The organism is Streptomyces sp. NPDC030840, assembly GCF_055572015.1.
This window is the reverse complement of sequence record NZ_JBVIEE010000004.1, coordinates 353,464-370,654: the sequence shown is the minus strand read 5'-3', so window position 1 is coordinate 370,654 and position 17,191 is coordinate 353,464. Positions and strand designations below refer to the sequence as shown.

Genomic DNA, 17,191 nt, shown 5'->3' with positions numbered 1-17,191 from the left:
ATGGCCAAGCTCGAACTCCTCCCCGCCGTCGACGTCCGTGACGGCCAGGCCGTCCGCCTCGTGCACGGCGAGTCCGGCACGGAGACCTCGTACGGCTCCCCGCTGGAGGCAGCCCTCGCCTGGCAGCGGTCGGGCGCCGAGTGGCTGCACCTGGTCGACCTGGACGCCGCGTTCGGCACGGGGAACAACCGCGAGCTGATCGCCGAGGTCGCGGGGGCCATGGACATCAAGGTGGAGCTGTCCGGCGGCATCCGCGACGACGACACGCTCGCCGCCGCCCTGGCCACCGGCTGCACCCGCGTCAACCTGGGCACGGCCGCGCTGGAGGCCCCCGAGTGGGTCGCCAAGGTCATCGCCCAGCACGGCGACAGGATCGCGGTCGGTCTGGACGTCAGGGGCACCACGCTCCGGGGGCGCGGCTGGACCCGCGACGGCGGCGACCTCTACGAGACGCTGGAGCGCCTCAACAAGGAGGGCTGCGCCCGCTACGTCGTCACCGACATCGCCAAGGACGGCACCCTGCAGGGCCCGAACCTGGAGCTGCTGAAGAACGTGTGCGCGGCGACGGACCGCCCGGTGGTGGCGTCCGGCGGCGTGTCGTCCGTCGACGACCTGCGGGCCATCGCGGAGTTGGTGCCCCTCGGTGTCGAGGGCTCCATCGTCGGGAAGGCGCTCTACGCGAAGGCGTTCACCCTGGAAGAGGCCTTGGAGGCTGTGTCGACATGACGTCCGAAGCCGTGCGGCGCGTGCAGAGCGGAAGTCCCTGGGAAGAGAGTTTCGGTTTCGCACGTGCCGTCGCGGCGGGCGACCGCGTCCTGGTGGCGGGCACGACGGCCTTCAAGGGCAGAGTGCTGTACGGGGAGGGCGACCCCTACGAGCAGGCCAAAGTGGCCTTCACCAGCGCGGTCGAGGCGATCGGCGAGTTCGGGCTCGGTGTCGAGTCCGTGATCCGGACCAGGATCTACCTGACGCACCAGCGGGACGTGGACGAGGTGGGACGGGCCCACAAGGAGCTCTTCGACGCGGTGCGTCCGGTGTCCACGCTGCTGGTGGTGGAGGGCTTCGTCGACCCGCGCATCCTGGTCGAAGTGGAACTGGAAGCATTTAGAGGACACGAGTAAGGAGCCGTGGCTTCATGACCCTGGCGGTCCGAGTCATCCCCTGCCTGGACGTGGACAACGGCCGGGTCGTCAAGGGCGTCAACTTCCAGAACCTGCGCGACGCGGGCGACCCCGTCGAGATGGCCAAGGTGTACGACGCCGAGGGCGCCGACGAGCTGACGTTCCTGGACATCACCGCGTCCTCCGGCAACCGCGAGACCACGTACGACGTGGTGCGCCGCACCGCCGAGCAGGTCTTCATCCCGCTCACGGTGGGCGGCGGCGTGCGCACGGCCGAGGACGTCGACAAGCTGCTGCGCGCCGGCGCCGACAAGGTGGGTGTGAACACGGCCGCGATCGCCCGCCCGGAGCTGATCCGCGAGATCGCCGAGCGCTTCGGCCGGCAGGTGCTGGTGCTGTCCGTGGACGCGCGCCGCACGGAGAGCGGGTCCTTCGAGGTCACCACTCATGGCGGCCGCAAGGGCACCGGAATCGACGCCATCGAGTGGGCTCACCGGGCCGCCGAGCTCGGCGCGGGCGAGATCCTGCTCAACTCGATGGACGCGGACGGCACCAAGGACGGCTACGACCTGGAGATGATCGCGGCGGTCCGCAAACACGTGACCGTCCCGGTGATCGCATCCGGCGGCGCCGGCAGGCTCACCGACTTCCCGCCGGCCATCGAGGCGGGCGCGGACGCGGTGCTGGCGGCGTCGGTGTTCCACTTCGGCGACCTGCGGATCGGCGAGGTGAAGCAGACGCTGCGGGAGGCGGGGCACCCCGTGCGGTGACACCCACACCACCGGCGTGGCAGGCCCCGGCCACCAGGTGGCCGGGGCCTACTCCTGGGCGTACTCAGATCCCCAGCTGCTTCGTCTCGTGCAGCTTCGCGATCGCGTCCTTCTCGCCGTCCAGTTCGACATCGGCCACCTGCTGCCGCCCGTACAGGAACAGCAGCAGCTCGGACGGCTCGCCGGTCGCCGTGACGACCGGCGTGCCCCGGTGGGCGACCGCCGTCTGGCCGTTCGGGCGGCGCAGCACGAGGCCGGTCGGGGAGCCGCGGCCCATCAGCCGCGCGGTGCGCTCCAGACGGGACCACAGGGCGTCCTGGAAGACCGCGTCCAGCTCACGCGGCGTCCAGTCGGGCTGGGCGCGGCGGACGTCCTCGGTGTGGACGTAGAACTCGATGGTGTTCGAGGCCTCGTCGATCTGCTTCAGGGAGAAGGGCGAGAAACGCGGCGGGCCGGTCCGGATGAGCTGGATCAGCTCCTCGTACGGCTTGTCGGTGAACTCCGCCATCACCCGGTCCAGGCGTGGCGCGAGCTGCTTGATGAGGATGCCGCCCGCGGCGTCGGGGCGGCGCTCGCGCACCACCACGTGGGCGGCGAGATCACGGGTGTTCCAGTCGTCGCAGAGGGTCGGGGCGTCCGGGCCCGAGGCCTCCAACAGATCGGCGAGGAGAAGTCGTTCACGCTTGGCATGGGTCGACATGCGGCAAGCCTACGACCGGGCCGCGGGTCCGCCCAGTGGAGGCCCGGCCGGTGCGTCGCCGGGCCCGGCGGGCGGCCCCGCACCCGGTCCGGCCCGTGGACAACCACCGGGGTGCCGGTGGCGCGCGGCACAATGGCACCCATGACCAGCACGCCGTCCTCCAGCGGGCCCAGCGGGCCCGGCAGCCTCGACCCCCGGATCGCCGCGCGCCTCAGGCGCAGCGCCGACGGGCTCGTCCCCGCCATCGCCCAGCAGTACGACACCGGGGAGGTGCTCATGCTCGGCTGGATGGACGACGAGGCGCTGCACCGCACGCTCACCACGGGCCGCTGCACGTACTGGTCCCGCAGCCGCCGGGAGTACTGGGTGAAGGGCGACACCTCCGGCCACTTCCAGTACGTGAAGTCCGTCGCCCTCGACTGCGACGCCGACACCGTCCTGGTCAAGGTCGACCAGGTCGGTGCCGCCTGCCACACCGGAGCCCGCACCTGCTTCGACGAGGACGTACTGGGAGCCGTCGAAGGCGGCGCCAATTCCGACGTACCCCCACTGGATCAGTAAGGTCAGCCGCCATGGACCTCGAGACGTTCCGCAAGCTGGCCACCGACCGCCGCGTCATCCCGGTCAGCCGCAAGCTCCTCGCCGACGGCGACACCCCCGTCGCGCTGTACCGCAAGCTCGCCGCCGAGCGCCCCGGCACCTTCCTGCTGGAGTCCGCGGAGAACGGCCGCTCATGGTCCCGGTACTCCTTTGTCGGTGTCCGCAGCCACGCCACCCTCACCGCGCGCGACGGCCAGGCGCACTGGCTGGGCACCCCGCCCGTCGGCGTCCCGGTCGACGGCGACCCGCTCGCCGCCCTGCGCGCCACCATCGAGACCCTCCACACGCCCCGTGACCTCGCCGCGGGCCTGCCGCCCTTCACCGGTGGAATGGTCGGCTACCTCGGCTACGACATCGTGCGCCGCCTGGAGAAGATCGGCCCCGGCGAGCACGACGACCTGAAGCTCCCCGAGCTGACCATGCTGCTCACCAGCGACCTCGCCGTCCTCGACCACTGGGACGGCACGGTGCTGCTCATCGCCAACGCCATCAACCACAACGACCTGGACACGGGCGTGGACGACGCCCACGCGGACGCGGTCGCCCGCCTCGACGCCATGCAGGCCGACCTCTCCCGCCCCCTCTCGCAGCCCCCGGCCGAGCTCCCGGCCTCCGAGCTGCCCGAGTACACCGCGCGCTGGGGCGGCCCCGACTTCCAGGAGGCCGTCGAGGACGTCAAGGAGCGCATCCGGGCCGGCGAGGCCTTCCAGGTCGTCCCCTCCCAGCGCTTCGAAACGCCCTGCACGGCAAGCGCCCTGGACGTCTACCGGGTGCTGCGGGCGACCAACCCCTCCCCGTACATGTACCTGTTCCGCTTCGACGGCTTCGACGTCGTCGGCTCCTCCCCGGAGGCACTGGTCAAGGTCGAGGACGGACAGGCGATGGTGCACCCCATCGCGGGCACCCGGCACCGGGGCGCCACCCCGCAGGAGGACCAGGCACTCGCCGACGAACTGCTCGCCGACCCCAAGGAGCGCGCCGAGCACCTGATGCTCGTCGACCTCGGGCGCAACGACCTGGGCCGCGTGTGCGAACCCGGCTCCGTCGAGGTCGTCGACTTCATGTCCATCGAGCGGTACTCGCACGTGATGCACATCGTGTCGACCGTCACCGGGCGCGTCGCCGAGGGCCGTACGGCCTTCGACGTGCTGACGGCCTGCTTCCCGGCCGGCACGCTCTCCGGCGCCCCCAAGCCGCGCGCCATGCAGATCATCGACGAACTGGAACCGGCCCGCCGGGGCCTGTACGGCGGCTGCGTCGGCTACCTCGACTTCGCCGGCGACTCCGACACCGCCATCGCCATCCGCACCGCCCTCCTGCGCGGCGGCACCGCCTTCGTGCAGGCGGGCGCCGGCATCGTCGCCGACTCGGACCCCGTGGCCGAGGACACCGAGTGCCGCAACAAGGCGGCGGCGGTGCTGCGCGCGGTGCACACCGCGAACCGGCTCGGCCGGCCGGGCGTGAACCCCGCGTGACGGTACGGGCGGGGGTCAGGCGATAGTGGAGTACGTGACCGCAACTCCTCACCCCCGTCCCGAACCCGCACGCGGCCGTGCCGGGCGGCGCAGTCTCGCCGTCGCCCTGCTGTTCGGCGCGCTCGGCGCGGCCGTGACGCTGCTCGCCTCCCGGCAGCGCTGGTCGGAGGCCACCGCCTCGGTCGCGGGCGGCGACTTCCCGCTGACCGCCAAGGGCAGCGAGGTCACCGGCGTGCCCGCCGCCCTCGCCGTCGTGGGCCTCGCCGCGCTCGTCGCCGTGTTCGCCGTCCGCAGGGCCGGACGCGTCCTGGTCGCCGCGCTGCTCGCGCTCTCCGGCGCGGGCACCGTCGTCACGGCCGTGCTGGGCGCCTCCGACAGCTCGGCGCTCGACGAGAAGGCCGCGCAGGCCTCCGGCGACGCGTCCGCCACCGTCGACGCGCTCAGCCACACCGCCTGGCCTTATGTCGCGGCCGCGGGCGGTGTACTGATCCTGCTCGCCGGGCTGATGGCCCTGCGGTACGGGAAGCTGTGGCCCGCGATGTCCGGCCGCTACGAGCGCGACGGGACGCCCCGGCAGCGCCAGGCGAAGCCCGTGGACCCCGACCGGCCCGAGGACCTGTGGAAGGCACTCGACCGGGGCGAGGACCCGACGGGCGCGTAAGCCCCTCCGCTTCCTCCCGTACCCTGGCGATTCCGTGGGCGGTCCGGGGGAGGACATACCCCCGCTCAGGGCGTTCGCGCGCGTACGGGACAATGGACGGCGAGCGTCCGACTCACACACGCATCGCTTAGAGCAACGAGGAGCAAGTCATGGCGGGCAGCAGCCACGGTCACACCCCGGCCGCCTGGACCGGTGTCATCATCGCAATCATCGGTTTCTGCGTGGCGGGCGCCTTCATGGTGATGGCCAACCCGCTGGGCTTCTGGGCCGGCATGGTGCTCGCGTGCCTCGGCGGTGTCGTCGGCGGCATCATGCGCTCCATGGGTCTGGGCCAGCCGAGGAAGACGAACACGACGCAGCCCGTCGCCAAAGCCGAGCCCGCGCCCGCGACGGTCAGCGCCGAGAGCTGAGCCCGTACGGCCCGAACGGCGCGTTTCGTCAGGCTCCGGGAGGGGCGGACCCGGTGGCAGCGGCGCCGGATCCGCCCCTCCCGCACGCCGGGCCGCCGCACCGGGCAGAATCGTGGTGTGAACGCAGAGAGCCGCGGGGTGACCCCGTCGAGCGGTGCCCCCACGGGCGCGGATTCCGTGCTGGGGCGTGTGGCGCTGCCCGTCTCGGTCCTCGGGGCCGTCGCCGGTGCCTTCGCGTACGTCGGAGCGGTGGACCCCAACGAGCCCGGGCACTACCCGGTCTGTCCGCTGCTGCGCCTCACCGGCCTGTACTGCCCGGGCTGCGGCGGACTGCGCGCCGCCCACGCGTTCGTGCGCGGGGACCTGGGGACGGCCCTCACCGACAACGCGGTGGCCGTGCTGATCTTTCTGGCGTTCGCGGTGGGATGGGTCGTCTGGGTGGTTCGCGCGGTGCGCGGGCGGCCGACGCGGATCGAGCTGCCGCCGGTGGCGATGTGGTCCCTGGGTGCGTTGGTCCTGGTGTTCACCGTTGTCCGGAACCTGCCGTTCGGTGGCTGGCTGCATCCTTGATCACTTGGCGAATGTCCAGGTAGTGGGACCCGCGTCAACCGGATGCGGGGCCTGCGCCCTCCTGCGGATACCATCGCAGTGACCCCGAACAGCTTGAACTGCTCGAACTGCTTCAACCGTCCACCGTCAGGAAGGGGGCCGCTCGCGTGAGTGTGCTCGACGAGATCATCGACGGAGTCCGTGCCGACCTCGCGGAGCGGCAGGCGCGCGTCAGCCTCGACGAGCTCAAGGAGCGCGTGGTGAAGGCTCCGGCGCCCAAGGACGGCGTGGCCGCGCTGGGCGGTGACGGCGTGAAGGTGATCTGTGAGGTCAAGCGCTCCAGCCCGTCCAAGGGCGCGCTGGCCGCGATCGCCGACCCGGCTGGCCTGGCCGCCGACTACGAGGCGGGTGGCGCGGCGGTCATCTCGGTCCTCACCGAGCAGCGCCGCTTCGGCGGCTCGCTGGCGGACCTGGAGGCGGTCCGGGCCCGTGTCGACATCCCCGTCCTGCGCAAGGACTTCATCGTCACCTCGTACCAGCTGTGGGAGGCACGGGCGTACGGCGCCGACCTGGCCCTGCTGATCGTCGCGGCCCTCGACCAGCCCGCCCTGGAGTCCCTCATCGAGCGTGCCGTGTCCATCGGGCTGACGCCGCTCGTCGAGGTACACGACGAGGACGAGGTCGAGCGGGCGGTGGACGCGGGCGCGAAGGTGATCGGCGTCAACGCGCGCAACCTGAAGACCCTGCAGGTCGACCGCTCCACGTTCGAGCGGGTCGCCCCGGAGATCCCGGACGGGATCGTCAAGATCGCCGAGTCCGGTGTCCGTGGCCCGCACGACCTCATCGCGTACGCCAACGCGGGCGCCGACGCCGTGCTCGTGGGCGAGTCCCTGGTGACCGGCCGCGATCCGAAGACGGCCGTGTCGGACCTCGTGGCCGCCGGCGCGCACCCCGCGCTGCGGCAGGGCAGGGGCTGACACCCACGATGACCGCCCACCGCGCGCCGGCCCGACGACACGGGACGAGCCTTCGCTCGACCGTCGCCGTCGCCCTGGCCTGCGCGCGGCCGGCCGACCCCTACGCCCGCCTGGCCCGCGGCTGCCGGCCGCGCGGCTGCCGGGCCCCCGCGCGCCGCGTCCACGGCCGCCGGGTCCGCTACGTCATCGGCGACGAACCCGGCCAGGTCAACGGCATGCGATGGCCCGGGCACGTACGCACCATCACCCTGTGAGGCCGCTGCGCGGCTGACCGGCGTCACCGAGTCGCGGCTCCGACCCGGGAGTCGGGCAGGTCCGACCGGTTCGGCACGGTAGGTCCACGTCGTCGGCCTTCTCGCCGTTGCGACGGGCTCGTCCGCGACGGCCGGAACGAGGCCCGCGGTCCGCGACCGCGACCGGACGGACTCCGAGCCGGATTCACACCGAGCGTGCCTCGTGTCCGCCGGCAGGGACCCTGTCCGAGGAGCTCTTGTCCGAGGCGGGGCACGTGCCTGACGGCCGGACCCGTGTTCGAGGCGGGACTCGTGTCCGGTGGCGGGGTCCTGTTCGAGGCGGGGCCCGTGTCCGTCGGCAGGGGCCCTGTCCGAGGCGGGGGCTCGTGCCTGACGGCCGGACCTGCGTTCGAGGTGGGGCTCGTGTCAGTCGGCGGGGCGCTGCCCCAGGCGGGCGGCGGGGGCTGGGGGCGTGGCCCCCAGGGATGGGACGGGTAGGGGCGGCGGGGGCGAGGAAAACCCCGGCGCACCCCCCCACTCCGTCACCCCCGCCCGGGCCCGGCCCGTGGCCCGAGTCCGGCGGTCCTGATCCAGGGTGAGGTCTCGACGGAGCGTGTGCGTACGTGGATACCGTGACCATGTCCGACCTGTAACCGGGGCTCAGGCCCCAGCGAGGTAACCGCATGTCCAGCGAGTTCTTCATTCCCGACCCCGAGGGTCGGATTCCGAGCGCCGAGGGCTACTTCGGCGCGTTCGGCGGCAAGTTCATCCCGGAGGCGCTGGTCGCCGCCGTGGACGAGGTCGCCGTGGAGTACGACAAGGCCAAGCACGACCCCGAGTTCGCCCGCGAACTCGACGACCTGCTCGTGAACTACACCGGGCGGCCGAGCGCGCTCACCGAGGTGCCGCGGTTCGCCGAGCACGCCGGGGGCGCCCGTGTCTTCCTGAAGCGGGAAGACCTCAACCACACCGGCTCCCACAAGATCAACAACGTGCTGGGCCAGGCCCTGCTCACCAGGCGCATGGGCAAGACCCGCGTCATCGCCGAAACCGGTGCCGGACAGCACGGCGTCGCGACGGCGACCGCCTGTGCCCTGTTCGGGCTCGAGTGCACCATCTACATGGGTGAGATCGACACCCAGCGCCAGGCCCTCAACGTGGCCCGCATGCGCATGCTCGGCGCCGAGGTCATCGCCGTGAAGTCCGGCAGCAGGACGCTCAAGGACGCCATCAACGAGGCCTTCCGGGACTGGGTCGCCAACGTCGACCACACCCACTACCTGTTCGGCACCGTCGCCGGGCCGCACCCCTTCCCCGCCATGGTGCGTGACTTCCACCGGGTCATCGGCGTGGAGGCGCGGCGCCAGCTGCTGGAGCGTGCCGGTCGCCTCCCCGACGCCGCCATCGCCTGCGTGGGCGGCGGCTCCAACGCCATCGGGCTCTTCCACGCCTTCATCCCCGACACCTCCGTACGCCTCATCGGGTGCGAGCCCGCCGGGCACGGCGTCGAGACCGGCGAGCACGCGGCGACCCTGACCGCGGGGGAACCCGGCATCCTGCACGGGTCACGGTCCTACGTCCTGCAGGACGAGGAAGGGCAGATCACCGAGCCGTACTCCATCTCGGCGGGGCTCGACTACCCGGGCATCGGGCCGGAGCACTCCTACCTCAAGGACAGTGGCCGCGGCGAGTACCGAGCGGTCACCGACGACGCCGCGATGCAGGCGCTGCGCCTGCTGTCGCGCACCGAGGGGATCATCCCGGCCATCGAGAGCGCCCACGCGCTCGCCGGCGCCCTGGAGGTCGGCCGGGAGCTGGGCGGGGACGGACTGATCGTCGTCAACCTGTCCGGCCGCGGCGACAAGGACATGGACACGGCCGCCCGGTACTTCGGGCTGTACGACACCGACGCCACCGTGGCCGCGGACGCCGACGGCGACGCCGCCGAGATCGAGGGGGACGCCAAGTGAGCGGCAACGTCCAGCTGTTGAGTGACACCCTGGCGGCCGCCAGGGCCGAGGGACGGTCCGCCCTCATCGCGTACCTCCCGGCCGGGTTCCCGACCGTCGACGGCGGGATCGCCGCGATCAAGGCCGTCTTCGACGGCGGCGCCGACGTCGTGGAGGTCGGGCTGCCGCACAGCGACCCGGTCCTCGACGGGCCCGTCATCCAGACCGCCGACGACATCGCCCTGCGCGGCGGCGTCAAGATCGCCGATGTCATGCGCACGGTGCGCGAGGCGTACGAGGCGACCGGCAAGCCGGTGCTGGTGATGACGTACTGGAACCCCATCGACCGGTACGGCGTGGAGCGCTTCACCTCGGAGCTCGCGGAGGCCGGAGGGGCCGGGTGCATCCTGCCCGACCTCCCCGTCCAGGAGTCGGCCCTGTGGAGGGAGCACGCCGAGAAGCACGGGCTCGCCACGGTCTTCGTGGTCGCGCCCAGCAGCAAGGACGCCCGGCTCGCCGAGATCACCGCGGCGGGCTCCGGCTTCGTCTACGCGGCCTCGCTGATGGGCGTCACCGGGACGCGTGAGTCCGTGGGCGCGCAGGCGCAGGACCTGGTCCAGCGCACCAAGGCCACCACCGAGCTGCCCGTCTGCGTCGGGCTCGGTGTCTCCAACGCGGCGCAGGCCGCCGAGGTCGCCGGCTTCGCCGACGGCGTGATCGTCGGCTCGGCCTTCGTGAAGCGGATGCTGGACGCGCCGGACGAGGCCGCCGGCCTGGAAGCCGTACGGACGCTGGCGGGCGAGCTCGCCCGGGGTGTGCGCGGCGAGTAACGGACAAACCGCTCACTCGAACGAGTGGACCTGGGGCCGGGGAGGCGCTCGACGCCTCCCCGGTTCGTTCTGCCGGACGTGAGCGAGAAGAACCGTGAGGGAAAGCGCACCGCCCGGGAGAAGCTGGCGGCGGAGCGACAGAAGCACAGGACCGCGGAGAAGCGGCGCCGCGCACTGGTGGTGGGCGCCTCCGTGGTGGGCGTCCTGGGCCTGGCGGCGGTGATCGGCGTCGTCGCCGCGAACGCCGGCAAGGACGGGCAGGACGCCTCGGGCCCGGTCGTGGGGCCCTCGGGAGCGCAGGGCAAGGACGGGCTGGTGATCCCCGTCGGCAAGGACAGCGCGAAGTCGACCCTCACCGTGTGGGAGGACTTCCGCTGCCCGGCGTGCAAGTCCTTCGAGGACGCCTACCGCTCCACGATCCACGAGCTCACGGACGCCGGAAAGCTCAAGGTCGAGTACCGCCTGGCGACGCTGATCGACGGGAACATGGGCGGCAGCGGCTCACGGAAGGCCGCCAACGCCGCGGCGTGCGCGCAGGACACGGGCAGATTCCCCAAGTACCACGACGTGCTGTACCAGAACCAGCCTCCCGAGACGGACGACGCCTTCGCCGAGGACGACAGGCTGGTCGAGCTGGCGAAGAAGGTCGACGGGCTGGACACGCCCGCCTTCCGCCGGTGTGTCGCGGACGGCACGCACAACAGCTGGGTCGTGAAGTCGAACGAGGCCTTCCAGAAGGGCCGCTTCTCAGGCACCCCGACCGTGCTCCTCGACGGCAGGAACATCTACCAGGACCGGTCGATGACTCCGGCGAAGCTGAAGCAGATGGTGGAGGCGAAGAGCGGCGGGTGAGGCCCGTCCGCCGCGGGGGACGGCGATGGTGGTGGGTGACGGCAGTGGCGTTATGGAGCCGTAGCCGGGCGGGTTGCCGCAGTGCGTGTCCGGCAGGGTAGCGTCGACCCTGCCATGGACCTTGTTGAGCTTGCCTTCATTCCGAGCCCGTCGCGCGGTGTGCTGTACCTGGGCCCCGTGCCGCTGCGCGGCTACGCGTTCTGCATCATCATCGGCGTCTTCGTGGCCGTCTGGCTCGGCAACAAACGCTGGATCGCCCGCGGCGGGCGGGCCGGCACGGTGGCCGACATCGCGGTCTGGGCCGTGCCGTTCGGCCTCGTCGGCGGGCGGCTGTACCACGTGATCACGGACTACGAGCTGTACTTCAGCGAGGGCCGTGACTGGGTGGACGCCTTCAAGGTGTGGGAGGGCGGTCTCGGCATCTGGGGCGCCATCGCGCTCGGAGCGGTGGGTGCGTGGATCGGCTGCCGTCGGCGCGGGATCCCGCTGCCCGCGTACGCCGACGCCGTCGCGCCCGGCATCGCGTTCGCGCAGGCGATCGGGCGCTGGGGCAACTGGTTCAACCAGGAGCTGTACGGGCGGCCCACGGACCTTCCCTGGGCCCTGAAGATCACGTCCTCGACGGACGGCCGGGTGCCGGGCACGTACCACCCGACCTTCCTGTACGAGTCCCTGTGGTGCATCGGCGTCGCGCTGCTGGTCATCTGGGCCGACCGGCGCTTCAAACTGGGGCACGGGCGAGCGTTCGCGCTGTACGTCGCGGCGTACTGCGTCGGGCGCTTCTGGATCGAGTACATGCGCGTCGATGACGCCCACCACATTCTCGGTCTGCGGCTCAACAACTGGACCGCGATGTTCGTCTTCCTGCTCGCGGTGCTGTACATCGTCCTCTCGGCTCGGAAGCGGCCGGGGCGGGAGGAGATCGTGGAGCCGGGGGTCTCCGACGGTTCCGACGGTGACGGTGCCGGTGACGCGGCGGAGGCTGAGAAGCCTTCCGGCGAGTCCGGTGAGTCCGGTGAGTCCGGCGAGTCCGGTGAGTCCGGCGAGGAGTCCGCGAAGGCCGAAGCCGGCGAACCCGGGAAGAGCGAGTCCGAGAAGGAGACCGAGGCGGAGTCGGCGAAGAAGGGCTGATCCCGGCGGTACGGTTCGAGGGGGCGCGGCGTCTGTGGGCGTGGCGCCCTCTTCATGTTTTTCTCGCCCCCGCCGCCCCTACCCGTCCCGTCCCCAGGGGCTCCGCCCCTTCGGCCCCGCTCGGGGCTCCGCCCCGGACCCCGGTTCCGGGGGCCGGCCCCCGGACCCCCGCTCCTCAAACTCCCCCAAGGGGCTGAAAGTTCAGCCCGTCCGGGGGCGCAGCCCCCAGGGGACGGGAACGGGTAGGGGCGGCGGAGGCGGGGAAGGCACCGTTGCCCCTACACGGTTCTGTGGGCCAGCGACAGCGTGCGCTGGGCGGTGGCCACGATCGCGGGGTCGATGAAGCAGCCGTTGGGGAGGGCCTGGGCGCCGGAGGCCTTGGCGGCGGCCTCCAGGATCTCCACCGCCGACTCCACCTCCTCCGCCGTCGGAAGGTACGCCCGTTCGATGACGGGAAGCTGGCGGGGGTGGATGGCGGCGCGCCCGAGGAAGCCGAGGGCGCGGCCGTGGGCGCAGGAGCGGGCCAGGCCGTCCAGATCCCTGGTGTCCGGGTGGATCGACTGGGCGGGAGGCGGGAGGGACGCGGCACGGGCGGCCAGGACGACCCGCGAACGGGGCCAGTCCAGGGCTGCGTCGGCCCCCACACCGAGATCGGCCCGGAGGTCCGCCTCGCCCAGGGCGATGCCCTTGAGCGCCGGATGGGCGGTGGCGACGGCGTAGGCCTGTTCCACGCCCAGGGCGGTTTCGAGGAGGGCGTACAGCGGGACCGCTCCGCCTCCGGCGGGCGAGGCCTCCTCCGCCACCCGGACGACCTCCGCGGGGGACGTCACCTTGGGCAGGCGCAGGCCCGAGAGGCCGGCGAGTGGCGCGAGGACGGTGAGGTCAGCGGCCGCCGTCGGGGTGCTCAGGGCGTTCACCCGGACGTGCACCGGGACCGGCGGAGGCTCGGAGAGCAGTTCGGCGGTGGCCGCGCGCGCGTACTCCTTGCGGTCGGGGGCCACCGCGTCCTCCAGGTCGACGAGGACCACGTCCGCGCCGGAGACAAGTGCCTTCGCCACCACCTCCGGGCGGTCCCCGGGGGCGTACAGCCAGGTCAGGGGGAAGGCCTCCGCCGATACGGGAAACACACGAGGAGCGGGAGTCACAGGGCGCCCTCCGCGCGCAGCTCGGCCAGCTCCGTTTCCGTCAGGCCGAGCTCGGTCAGGACGGCCTCCGTGTCCGCGCCGTGCGGCCGGCCGGCCCAGCGGATCGCGCCGGGTGTGGAGGAGAGGCGGAAGAGGACGTTCTGCATGCGGAGGGGGCCCAGCTCGGGGTCGTCGACGGTCGTGAGGGTGCCGAGCGCCTCGTACTGGGGGTCCCGCATCACGTCCCGTACGTCCTGGATGGGGGCCACCGCCGCCTCCGCCTTCTCGAAGGCCGCGATGACCTCCTCCCGGGTGCGGCGGGAGACCCATGCCTGCACGGCGGAGTCCAGGACGTCCGCGTGGCGGGCCCGGCCGGCACCCGTCGTGAACCAGGGCTCGGTGGTCAGTTCGGGGCGGCCCACCAGCCGCATCACCCGCTCCGCCACGGACTGGGCCGACGTCGAGACGGCGACCCAGCGGCCGTCCGCCGTGCGGTAGGTGTTGCGGGGCGCGTTGTTCTGCGTGCGGTTGCCCGTGCGTGGCTGGACGTGGCCCAGCTGGTCGTACCAGAGGGGCTGCGGGCCCAGCACCGTGAGGATCGGCTCGATGATCGCCATGTCGACGACCTGGCCCTCGCCCGTCCGCTCCCGAGCGGCGAGGGCCGTCATCACCGCGTACGCCGTCGTCAGGCCCGCGATGGAATCGGCCAGGCCGAACGGCGGGAGCGTCGGCGGGGCGTCCGGTTCGCCGGTGATCGCGGCGAAGCCGCTCATCGCCTCCGCGAGGGTGCCGAAGCCGGGGCGGCGCGCGTACGGGCCGTACTGGCCGAAGCCGGTGACCCGGGCGAGGACCAGGCGGGGGTTCGCGGCGGAGAGGTCGGACCAGCCCAGGCCCCATTTCTCCAGGGTCCCCGGGCGGAAGTTCTCGATGATCACGTCGGCGGTGGCGGCGAGCCGCAGCAGGGTCGTCCGGCCGCCCGGGGTGGACAGGTCCAGGGTCATCGTGCGCTTGTTGCGGCCGAGGAGCTTCCACCACAGGCCCACGCCGTCCTTCGCGGGGCCGTGGCCCCGGGACGGGTCCGGTTTGCGCGGGTGCTCGACCTTGATGACCTCGGCGCCGAAGTCGCCGAGCATCGTGGCGGCGAGCGGGCCGGCGAACAGGGTCGCGAGGTCGAGGACGCGCAGGCCGGACAGCGGCGCGGGCGTCGCGTTCACGTCGTGCATCGAGGTGTCGTCTCCCGGAGGGTGAGCTGGGCGAGGGCGTCGAAGCCGATGCCGTTGAAGTCGGCCACCGAGGTGGCGAGCCGGTTCTTGAGGGGGAGGGTCCAGCGTTCGGGCAGGGCGGCGGGTGAGCCTGCGAGGAGTCCCGCGACGCTGCCGGCCGTCGCGCCGTTCGAGTCGGTGTCCCACCCGCCCGACACCGCACGGCAGACGGAGCCTGTGAAGTCGCCGTCGGCGTGGGTGAGGGCGGCGGCCAGCAGCGCGGTGTTGGGGACGGCGTGGACCCAGTGGTAGTCGGCGTGGGCGGTGTGGAGCGCGTCCACGACCACGTCGAAGTCCTCGTGCTGCCGCGCCAGTTGGATCGCCTGCCGGACCGCCGTGGCGAGGCGGGAGCCGGGTGGGACGACCCGCAGCCCGGTGCGCAGGCAGTGGTGGACGTCGTGGGCGCCGGTGGCGGCCTCGGCGAGGGTGGCGGCGGCGAACATGGCCGCGTACACGCCGTTCGCGGTGTGGGTGAGGACCGCGTCCCGGTGGGCCTGTTCGGCCGCGGCCGCGGGGTCGCCCGGATGCGTCCAGCCGTGGACGTCGGCGCGGATCAGCGCACCGATCCACTCGCGGAACGGGTTGCGGTGGCGGGCCGTGCGCGGGGGCTCGATGCCGGTGAGGAGGTTGCGGTAGGCGACGCGTTCGGCGGTGAACGTGCGGCCCGCGGGGAGTTCGTCGAGCCAGAGCCGGGCCACGTCGGCGGTGGTGAAGCCGGGACCGTGGCGCCCGAGCAACAGCAGGCCCAGCAGCGGGTAGTTGAGGTCGTCGTCCTCGGGCATGCCGTCGATGTTCTCGGCCAGCGAGGTGGCGGCCGAGCGGCGGTTGAAGGGGTGGGCGGCGGCGAGGTCGGCGGGCACGCCGCGCGCGGTGAACCAGGTGCTCAGCGGCCAGTTGCCCGTGCACCGGGCGAGCCGGCGGATGGCGTGCAGCGGGAGTTTCTCCACGGGTTTGCCGAGGAGACAGCCCGCCGCCCTGCCGAGCCACGCGGCCTCCAGACGGGCAGCGTGGCCGACCGGGACGTCGAGGTCCCCGGCGGCCGGCCACTCGGGGCACAGGGCCCGGATGCCGTCGAGCTCGGTGGGCTCCGCGTCCCGCAACCCGCTGGGCAGATCGGCCAGTTCGTCCAGCAGGTCCTCGGCGAGCAGCCGCAGGTACGGCGACACGGGCTCCGGTGACGCGCCCGCGCGGTCCGGGGCCGGCGGGCCGCCCGCCGCGATCCAGCGCGCGGCGATCGCCGACGGCTCGCGGCCGTCCTGCGCGGCCTGACGCAGTTCGTGACCGAGGAGGTCCTCTGGCTGCACCCAGGTCAGGCGCAGGGCGGTCACCGCCACGGGGGTCACTGGCCGGCCGCCGGAGCCAGGGTCGTGAAGGCCTCCTCGTGCGCCCTCCGGCGGCGTACGTCCCGTTCGAAGACCTCGCGCGCCACCTCCACGAGGACCGCCGCCGGGGCGTGCAGGTCGAGGCGGCTGGCCTCGGCGACCTGCTTCGCCCAGTCGGAGGGGACCTGAGAGCCGAGCGCGCCCGCGAGGGCGCCGGACATCGTGGCGATGGAGTCGCAGTCGCGGCCGTAGTTCACCGAGCCGAGCACGGCGTGCCGGTAGTCGCCGCGCGCCACCACCAGCATGCCCAGCGCGACGGGGAGTTCCTCGATGGCGTGCAGCCGGGAGGGGCGGCGGGCACCCAGCGAGGGGGAACGGTAGTCGGGGCCGACGGTGTCGTACGGCGCGACCGCCTCACGCAGCGGCCGGAGCGCCGACTCGAAGTCCGTGTGGCGGGAGGCCACTTCGCAGACCGCCTCGATCGCGGCGCGGGTGCCGTCCTTGGCCAGGGACAGACAGGCCGCGACCACCGAGTCCGGGGTCGCGCCCGGCGCGCACGCCGCCGCGACGGCCGCCGCGAACACCCCGGCCGCCTCCCTGCCGTACGACGACTGGTGGGCGCCCGCCACGTCGAGCGCCTCGGCGTACGCGCCCCGCGGGTCGGCCGCGTTGACCAGGCCGACCGGCGCCATGTACATCGCCGCCCCGCAGTTGACGATGTTGCCGACGCCGGCCTCACGCGGGTCCACATGGCCGTAGTGGAGGCGGGCCACCAGCCACTTCTCGGCGAGGAAGATCCGCTGGAGGGGGAGGGCGTCCGCCTCCAGCTCCGGGATCCAGCGCGGGGTCGTCATCAGGTCGGGGACCAGGTGCTCGGCGACGGAGTACGCGTCGAGGTGGTCGCGGACCGTGGCGTACACGCGGACCAGCGCGTGGGTCATGAGGGTGTCGTCGGTGACGTGCCCGTCGCCCTTGTGGTACGGGGCGATGGGCCGGGCGGTGCGCCACGCGTCGCCGTTCCAGGGGCCGACGACGCCGTGCACGCGGCCGCCGTGGCGTTCGGCGATCTGCTCGGGGGAGTAGCCCTCGACCGGGCCGCCGAGGGCGTCGCCCACGGCCGCGCCGACCAGAGCGCCGGTGACGCGCTCGTCCAAGGCCGGGCCCCCTTCCCGTTCATCCGGAGTGTCCTGAGTGCGTGTTGTTCCTGAAGTGCGGTTCATGTCCG

19 protein-coding genes are annotated in these 17,191 nt (G+C 72.8%); 14 read left to right on the top strand and 5 right to left on the bottom strand.

What is annotated here, in order from left to right:
* From priA to hisF, 3 genes are read left to right on the top strand one after another with little or no spacing between them, the layout of a single operon-like run.
* A complete protein-coding gene (gene priA, locus ACZ49J_RS12035; protein ID WP_467451402.1) occupies window positions 1-726 on the top strand; it encodes a bifunctional 1-(5-phosphoribosyl)-5-((5-phosphoribosylamino)methylideneamino)imidazole-4-carboxamide isomerase/phosphoribosylanthranilate isomerase PriA in 726 nt (241 codons plus the stop codon).
* The gene (locus ACZ49J_RS12030; protein ID WP_467451401.1) at window positions 723-1,121 is read left to right on the top strand and encodes a RidA family protein; all 399 of its coding nucleotides are present in this window, start codon (window positions 723-725) and stop codon (window positions 1,119-1,121) included. The genes priA and ACZ49J_RS12030 overlap by 4 nt, the downstream gene beginning before the upstream one ends.
* Window positions 1,122-1,135: 14 nt before the next feature.
* A complete protein-coding gene (hisF, locus tag ACZ49J_RS12025; RefSeq protein WP_467451400.1) occupies window positions 1,136-1,891 on the top strand; it encodes an imidazole glycerol phosphate synthase subunit HisF in 756 nt (251 codons plus the stop codon).
* Window positions 1,892-1,955: 64 nt separating this feature from the next.
* Here the strand turns inward: hisF and ACZ49J_RS12020 are convergent, their stop codons facing one another.
* Window positions 1,956-2,591 carry a TIGR03085 family metal-binding protein gene (locus tag ACZ49J_RS12020; RefSeq protein ID WP_467451399.1) on the bottom strand — a complete coding sequence of 212 codons (636 nt, stop codon included), beginning with the start codon at window positions 2,589-2,591 and terminating at the stop codon, window positions 1,956-1,958.
* A 141-nt stretch (window positions 2,592-2,732) separates the two neighbouring features.
* On the opposite strand from ACZ49J_RS12020, the gene hisI reads away from it, so the two are divergent.
* The 11 genes from hisI (at window position 2,733) to lgt (ending at window position 12,258) form a co-directional block, all read left to right on the top strand.
* Window positions 2,733-3,152, top strand: a complete 420-nt coding sequence (hisI, locus tag ACZ49J_RS12015) for a phosphoribosyl-AMP cyclohydrolase (RefSeq protein WP_467451398.1) — start codon at window positions 2,733-2,735, stop codon at window positions 3,150-3,152.
* An 11-nt stretch (window positions 3,153-3,163) separates the two neighbouring features.
* Entirely contained in the window at window positions 3,164-4,666 is a 1,503-nt protein-coding gene (locus tag ACZ49J_RS12010; protein ID WP_467451397.1) for an anthranilate synthase component I, read from the top strand.
* Between the two features lie 25 nt (window positions 4,667-4,691).
* Window positions 4,692-5,327 carry a TIGR02234 family membrane protein gene (locus ACZ49J_RS12005; protein WP_467451396.1) on the top strand — a complete coding sequence of 212 codons (636 nt, stop codon included), beginning with the start codon at window positions 4,692-4,694 and terminating at the stop codon, window positions 5,325-5,327.
* Between the two features lie 149 nt (window positions 5,328-5,476).
* On the top strand, window positions 5,477-5,737 hold the full coding sequence (locus ACZ49J_RS12000; protein WP_467451395.1) for an HGxxPAAW family protein: 261 nt from the start codon (window positions 5,477-5,479) through the stop codon (window positions 5,735-5,737).
* Window positions 5,738-5,854: 117 nt separating this feature from the next.
* Window positions 5,855-6,307: a DUF2752 domain-containing protein gene (locus tag ACZ49J_RS11995; RefSeq protein ID WP_467451394.1), complete on the top strand. Its 453-nt coding sequence runs from the start codon at window positions 5,855-5,857 to the stop codon at window positions 6,305-6,307.
* A 146-nt stretch (window positions 6,308-6,453) separates the two neighbouring features.
* Window positions 6,454-7,263, top strand: coding sequence for an indole-3-glycerol phosphate synthase TrpC (gene trpC / locus ACZ49J_RS11990; RefSeq protein WP_467451393.1), 810 nt, complete (start codon window positions 6,454-6,456; stop codon window positions 7,261-7,263).
* 8 nt (window positions 7,264-7,271) lie between these two features.
* Window positions 7,272-7,517 (top strand): tryptophan biosynthesis modulator TrpM, encoded by a 246-nt coding sequence (gene trpM / locus ACZ49J_RS11985; RefSeq protein WP_467451392.1) that lies wholly within the window; start codon window positions 7,272-7,274, stop codon window positions 7,515-7,517.
* 662 nt (window positions 7,518-8,179) lie between these two features.
* Window positions 8,180-9,466 carry a tryptophan synthase subunit beta gene (gene trpB, locus ACZ49J_RS11980; RefSeq protein ID WP_467451391.1) on the top strand — a complete coding sequence of 429 codons (1,287 nt, stop codon included), beginning with the start codon at window positions 8,180-8,182 and terminating at the stop codon, window positions 9,464-9,466.
* A complete protein-coding gene (trpA, locus tag ACZ49J_RS11975; RefSeq protein ID WP_467451390.1) occupies window positions 9,463-10,275 on the top strand; it encodes a tryptophan synthase subunit alpha in 813 nt (270 codons plus the stop codon). The genes trpB and trpA overlap by 4 nt, the downstream gene beginning before the upstream one ends.
* A 78-nt stretch (window positions 10,276-10,353) precedes the next feature.
* A complete protein-coding gene (locus ACZ49J_RS11970; protein WP_467451389.1) occupies window positions 10,354-11,127 on the top strand; it encodes a DsbA family protein in 774 nt (257 codons plus the stop codon).
* Between the two features lie 114 nt (window positions 11,128-11,241).
* Entirely contained in the window at window positions 11,242-12,258 is a 1,017-nt protein-coding gene (gene lgt / locus ACZ49J_RS11965) for a prolipoprotein diacylglyceryl transferase (protein WP_467451388.1), read from the top strand.
* A 278-nt stretch (window positions 12,259-12,536) separates the two neighbouring features.
* Here the strand turns inward: lgt and ACZ49J_RS11960 are convergent, their stop codons facing one another.
* From ACZ49J_RS11960 to ACZ49J_RS11945, 4 genes are read right to left on the bottom strand one after another with little or no spacing between them, the layout of a single operon-like run.
* Window positions 12,537-13,385, bottom strand: a complete 849-nt coding sequence (locus ACZ49J_RS11960) for an HpcH/HpaI aldolase/citrate lyase family protein (protein WP_467451387.1) — start codon at window positions 13,383-13,385, stop codon at window positions 12,537-12,539.
* 14 nt (window positions 13,386-13,399) lie between these two features.
* Entirely contained in the window at window positions 13,400-14,605 is a 1,206-nt protein-coding gene (locus tag ACZ49J_RS11955) for a CaiB/BaiF CoA transferase family protein (protein WP_467451386.1), read from the bottom strand.
* Window positions 14,593-15,972 (bottom strand): ADP-ribosylglycohydrolase family protein, encoded by a 1,380-nt coding sequence (locus tag ACZ49J_RS11950; RefSeq protein WP_467451569.1) that lies wholly within the window; start codon window positions 15,970-15,972, stop codon window positions 14,593-14,595. The genes ACZ49J_RS11955 and ACZ49J_RS11950 overlap by 13 nt, the downstream gene beginning before the upstream one ends.
* A gap of 11 nt (window positions 15,973-15,983) precedes the next feature.
* Window positions 15,984-17,186, bottom strand: coding sequence for an ADP-ribosylglycohydrolase family protein (locus ACZ49J_RS11945; RefSeq protein ID WP_467451385.1), 1,203 nt, complete (start codon window positions 17,184-17,186; stop codon window positions 15,984-15,986).
* Window positions 17,187-17,191: the final 5 nt, after the last annotated feature.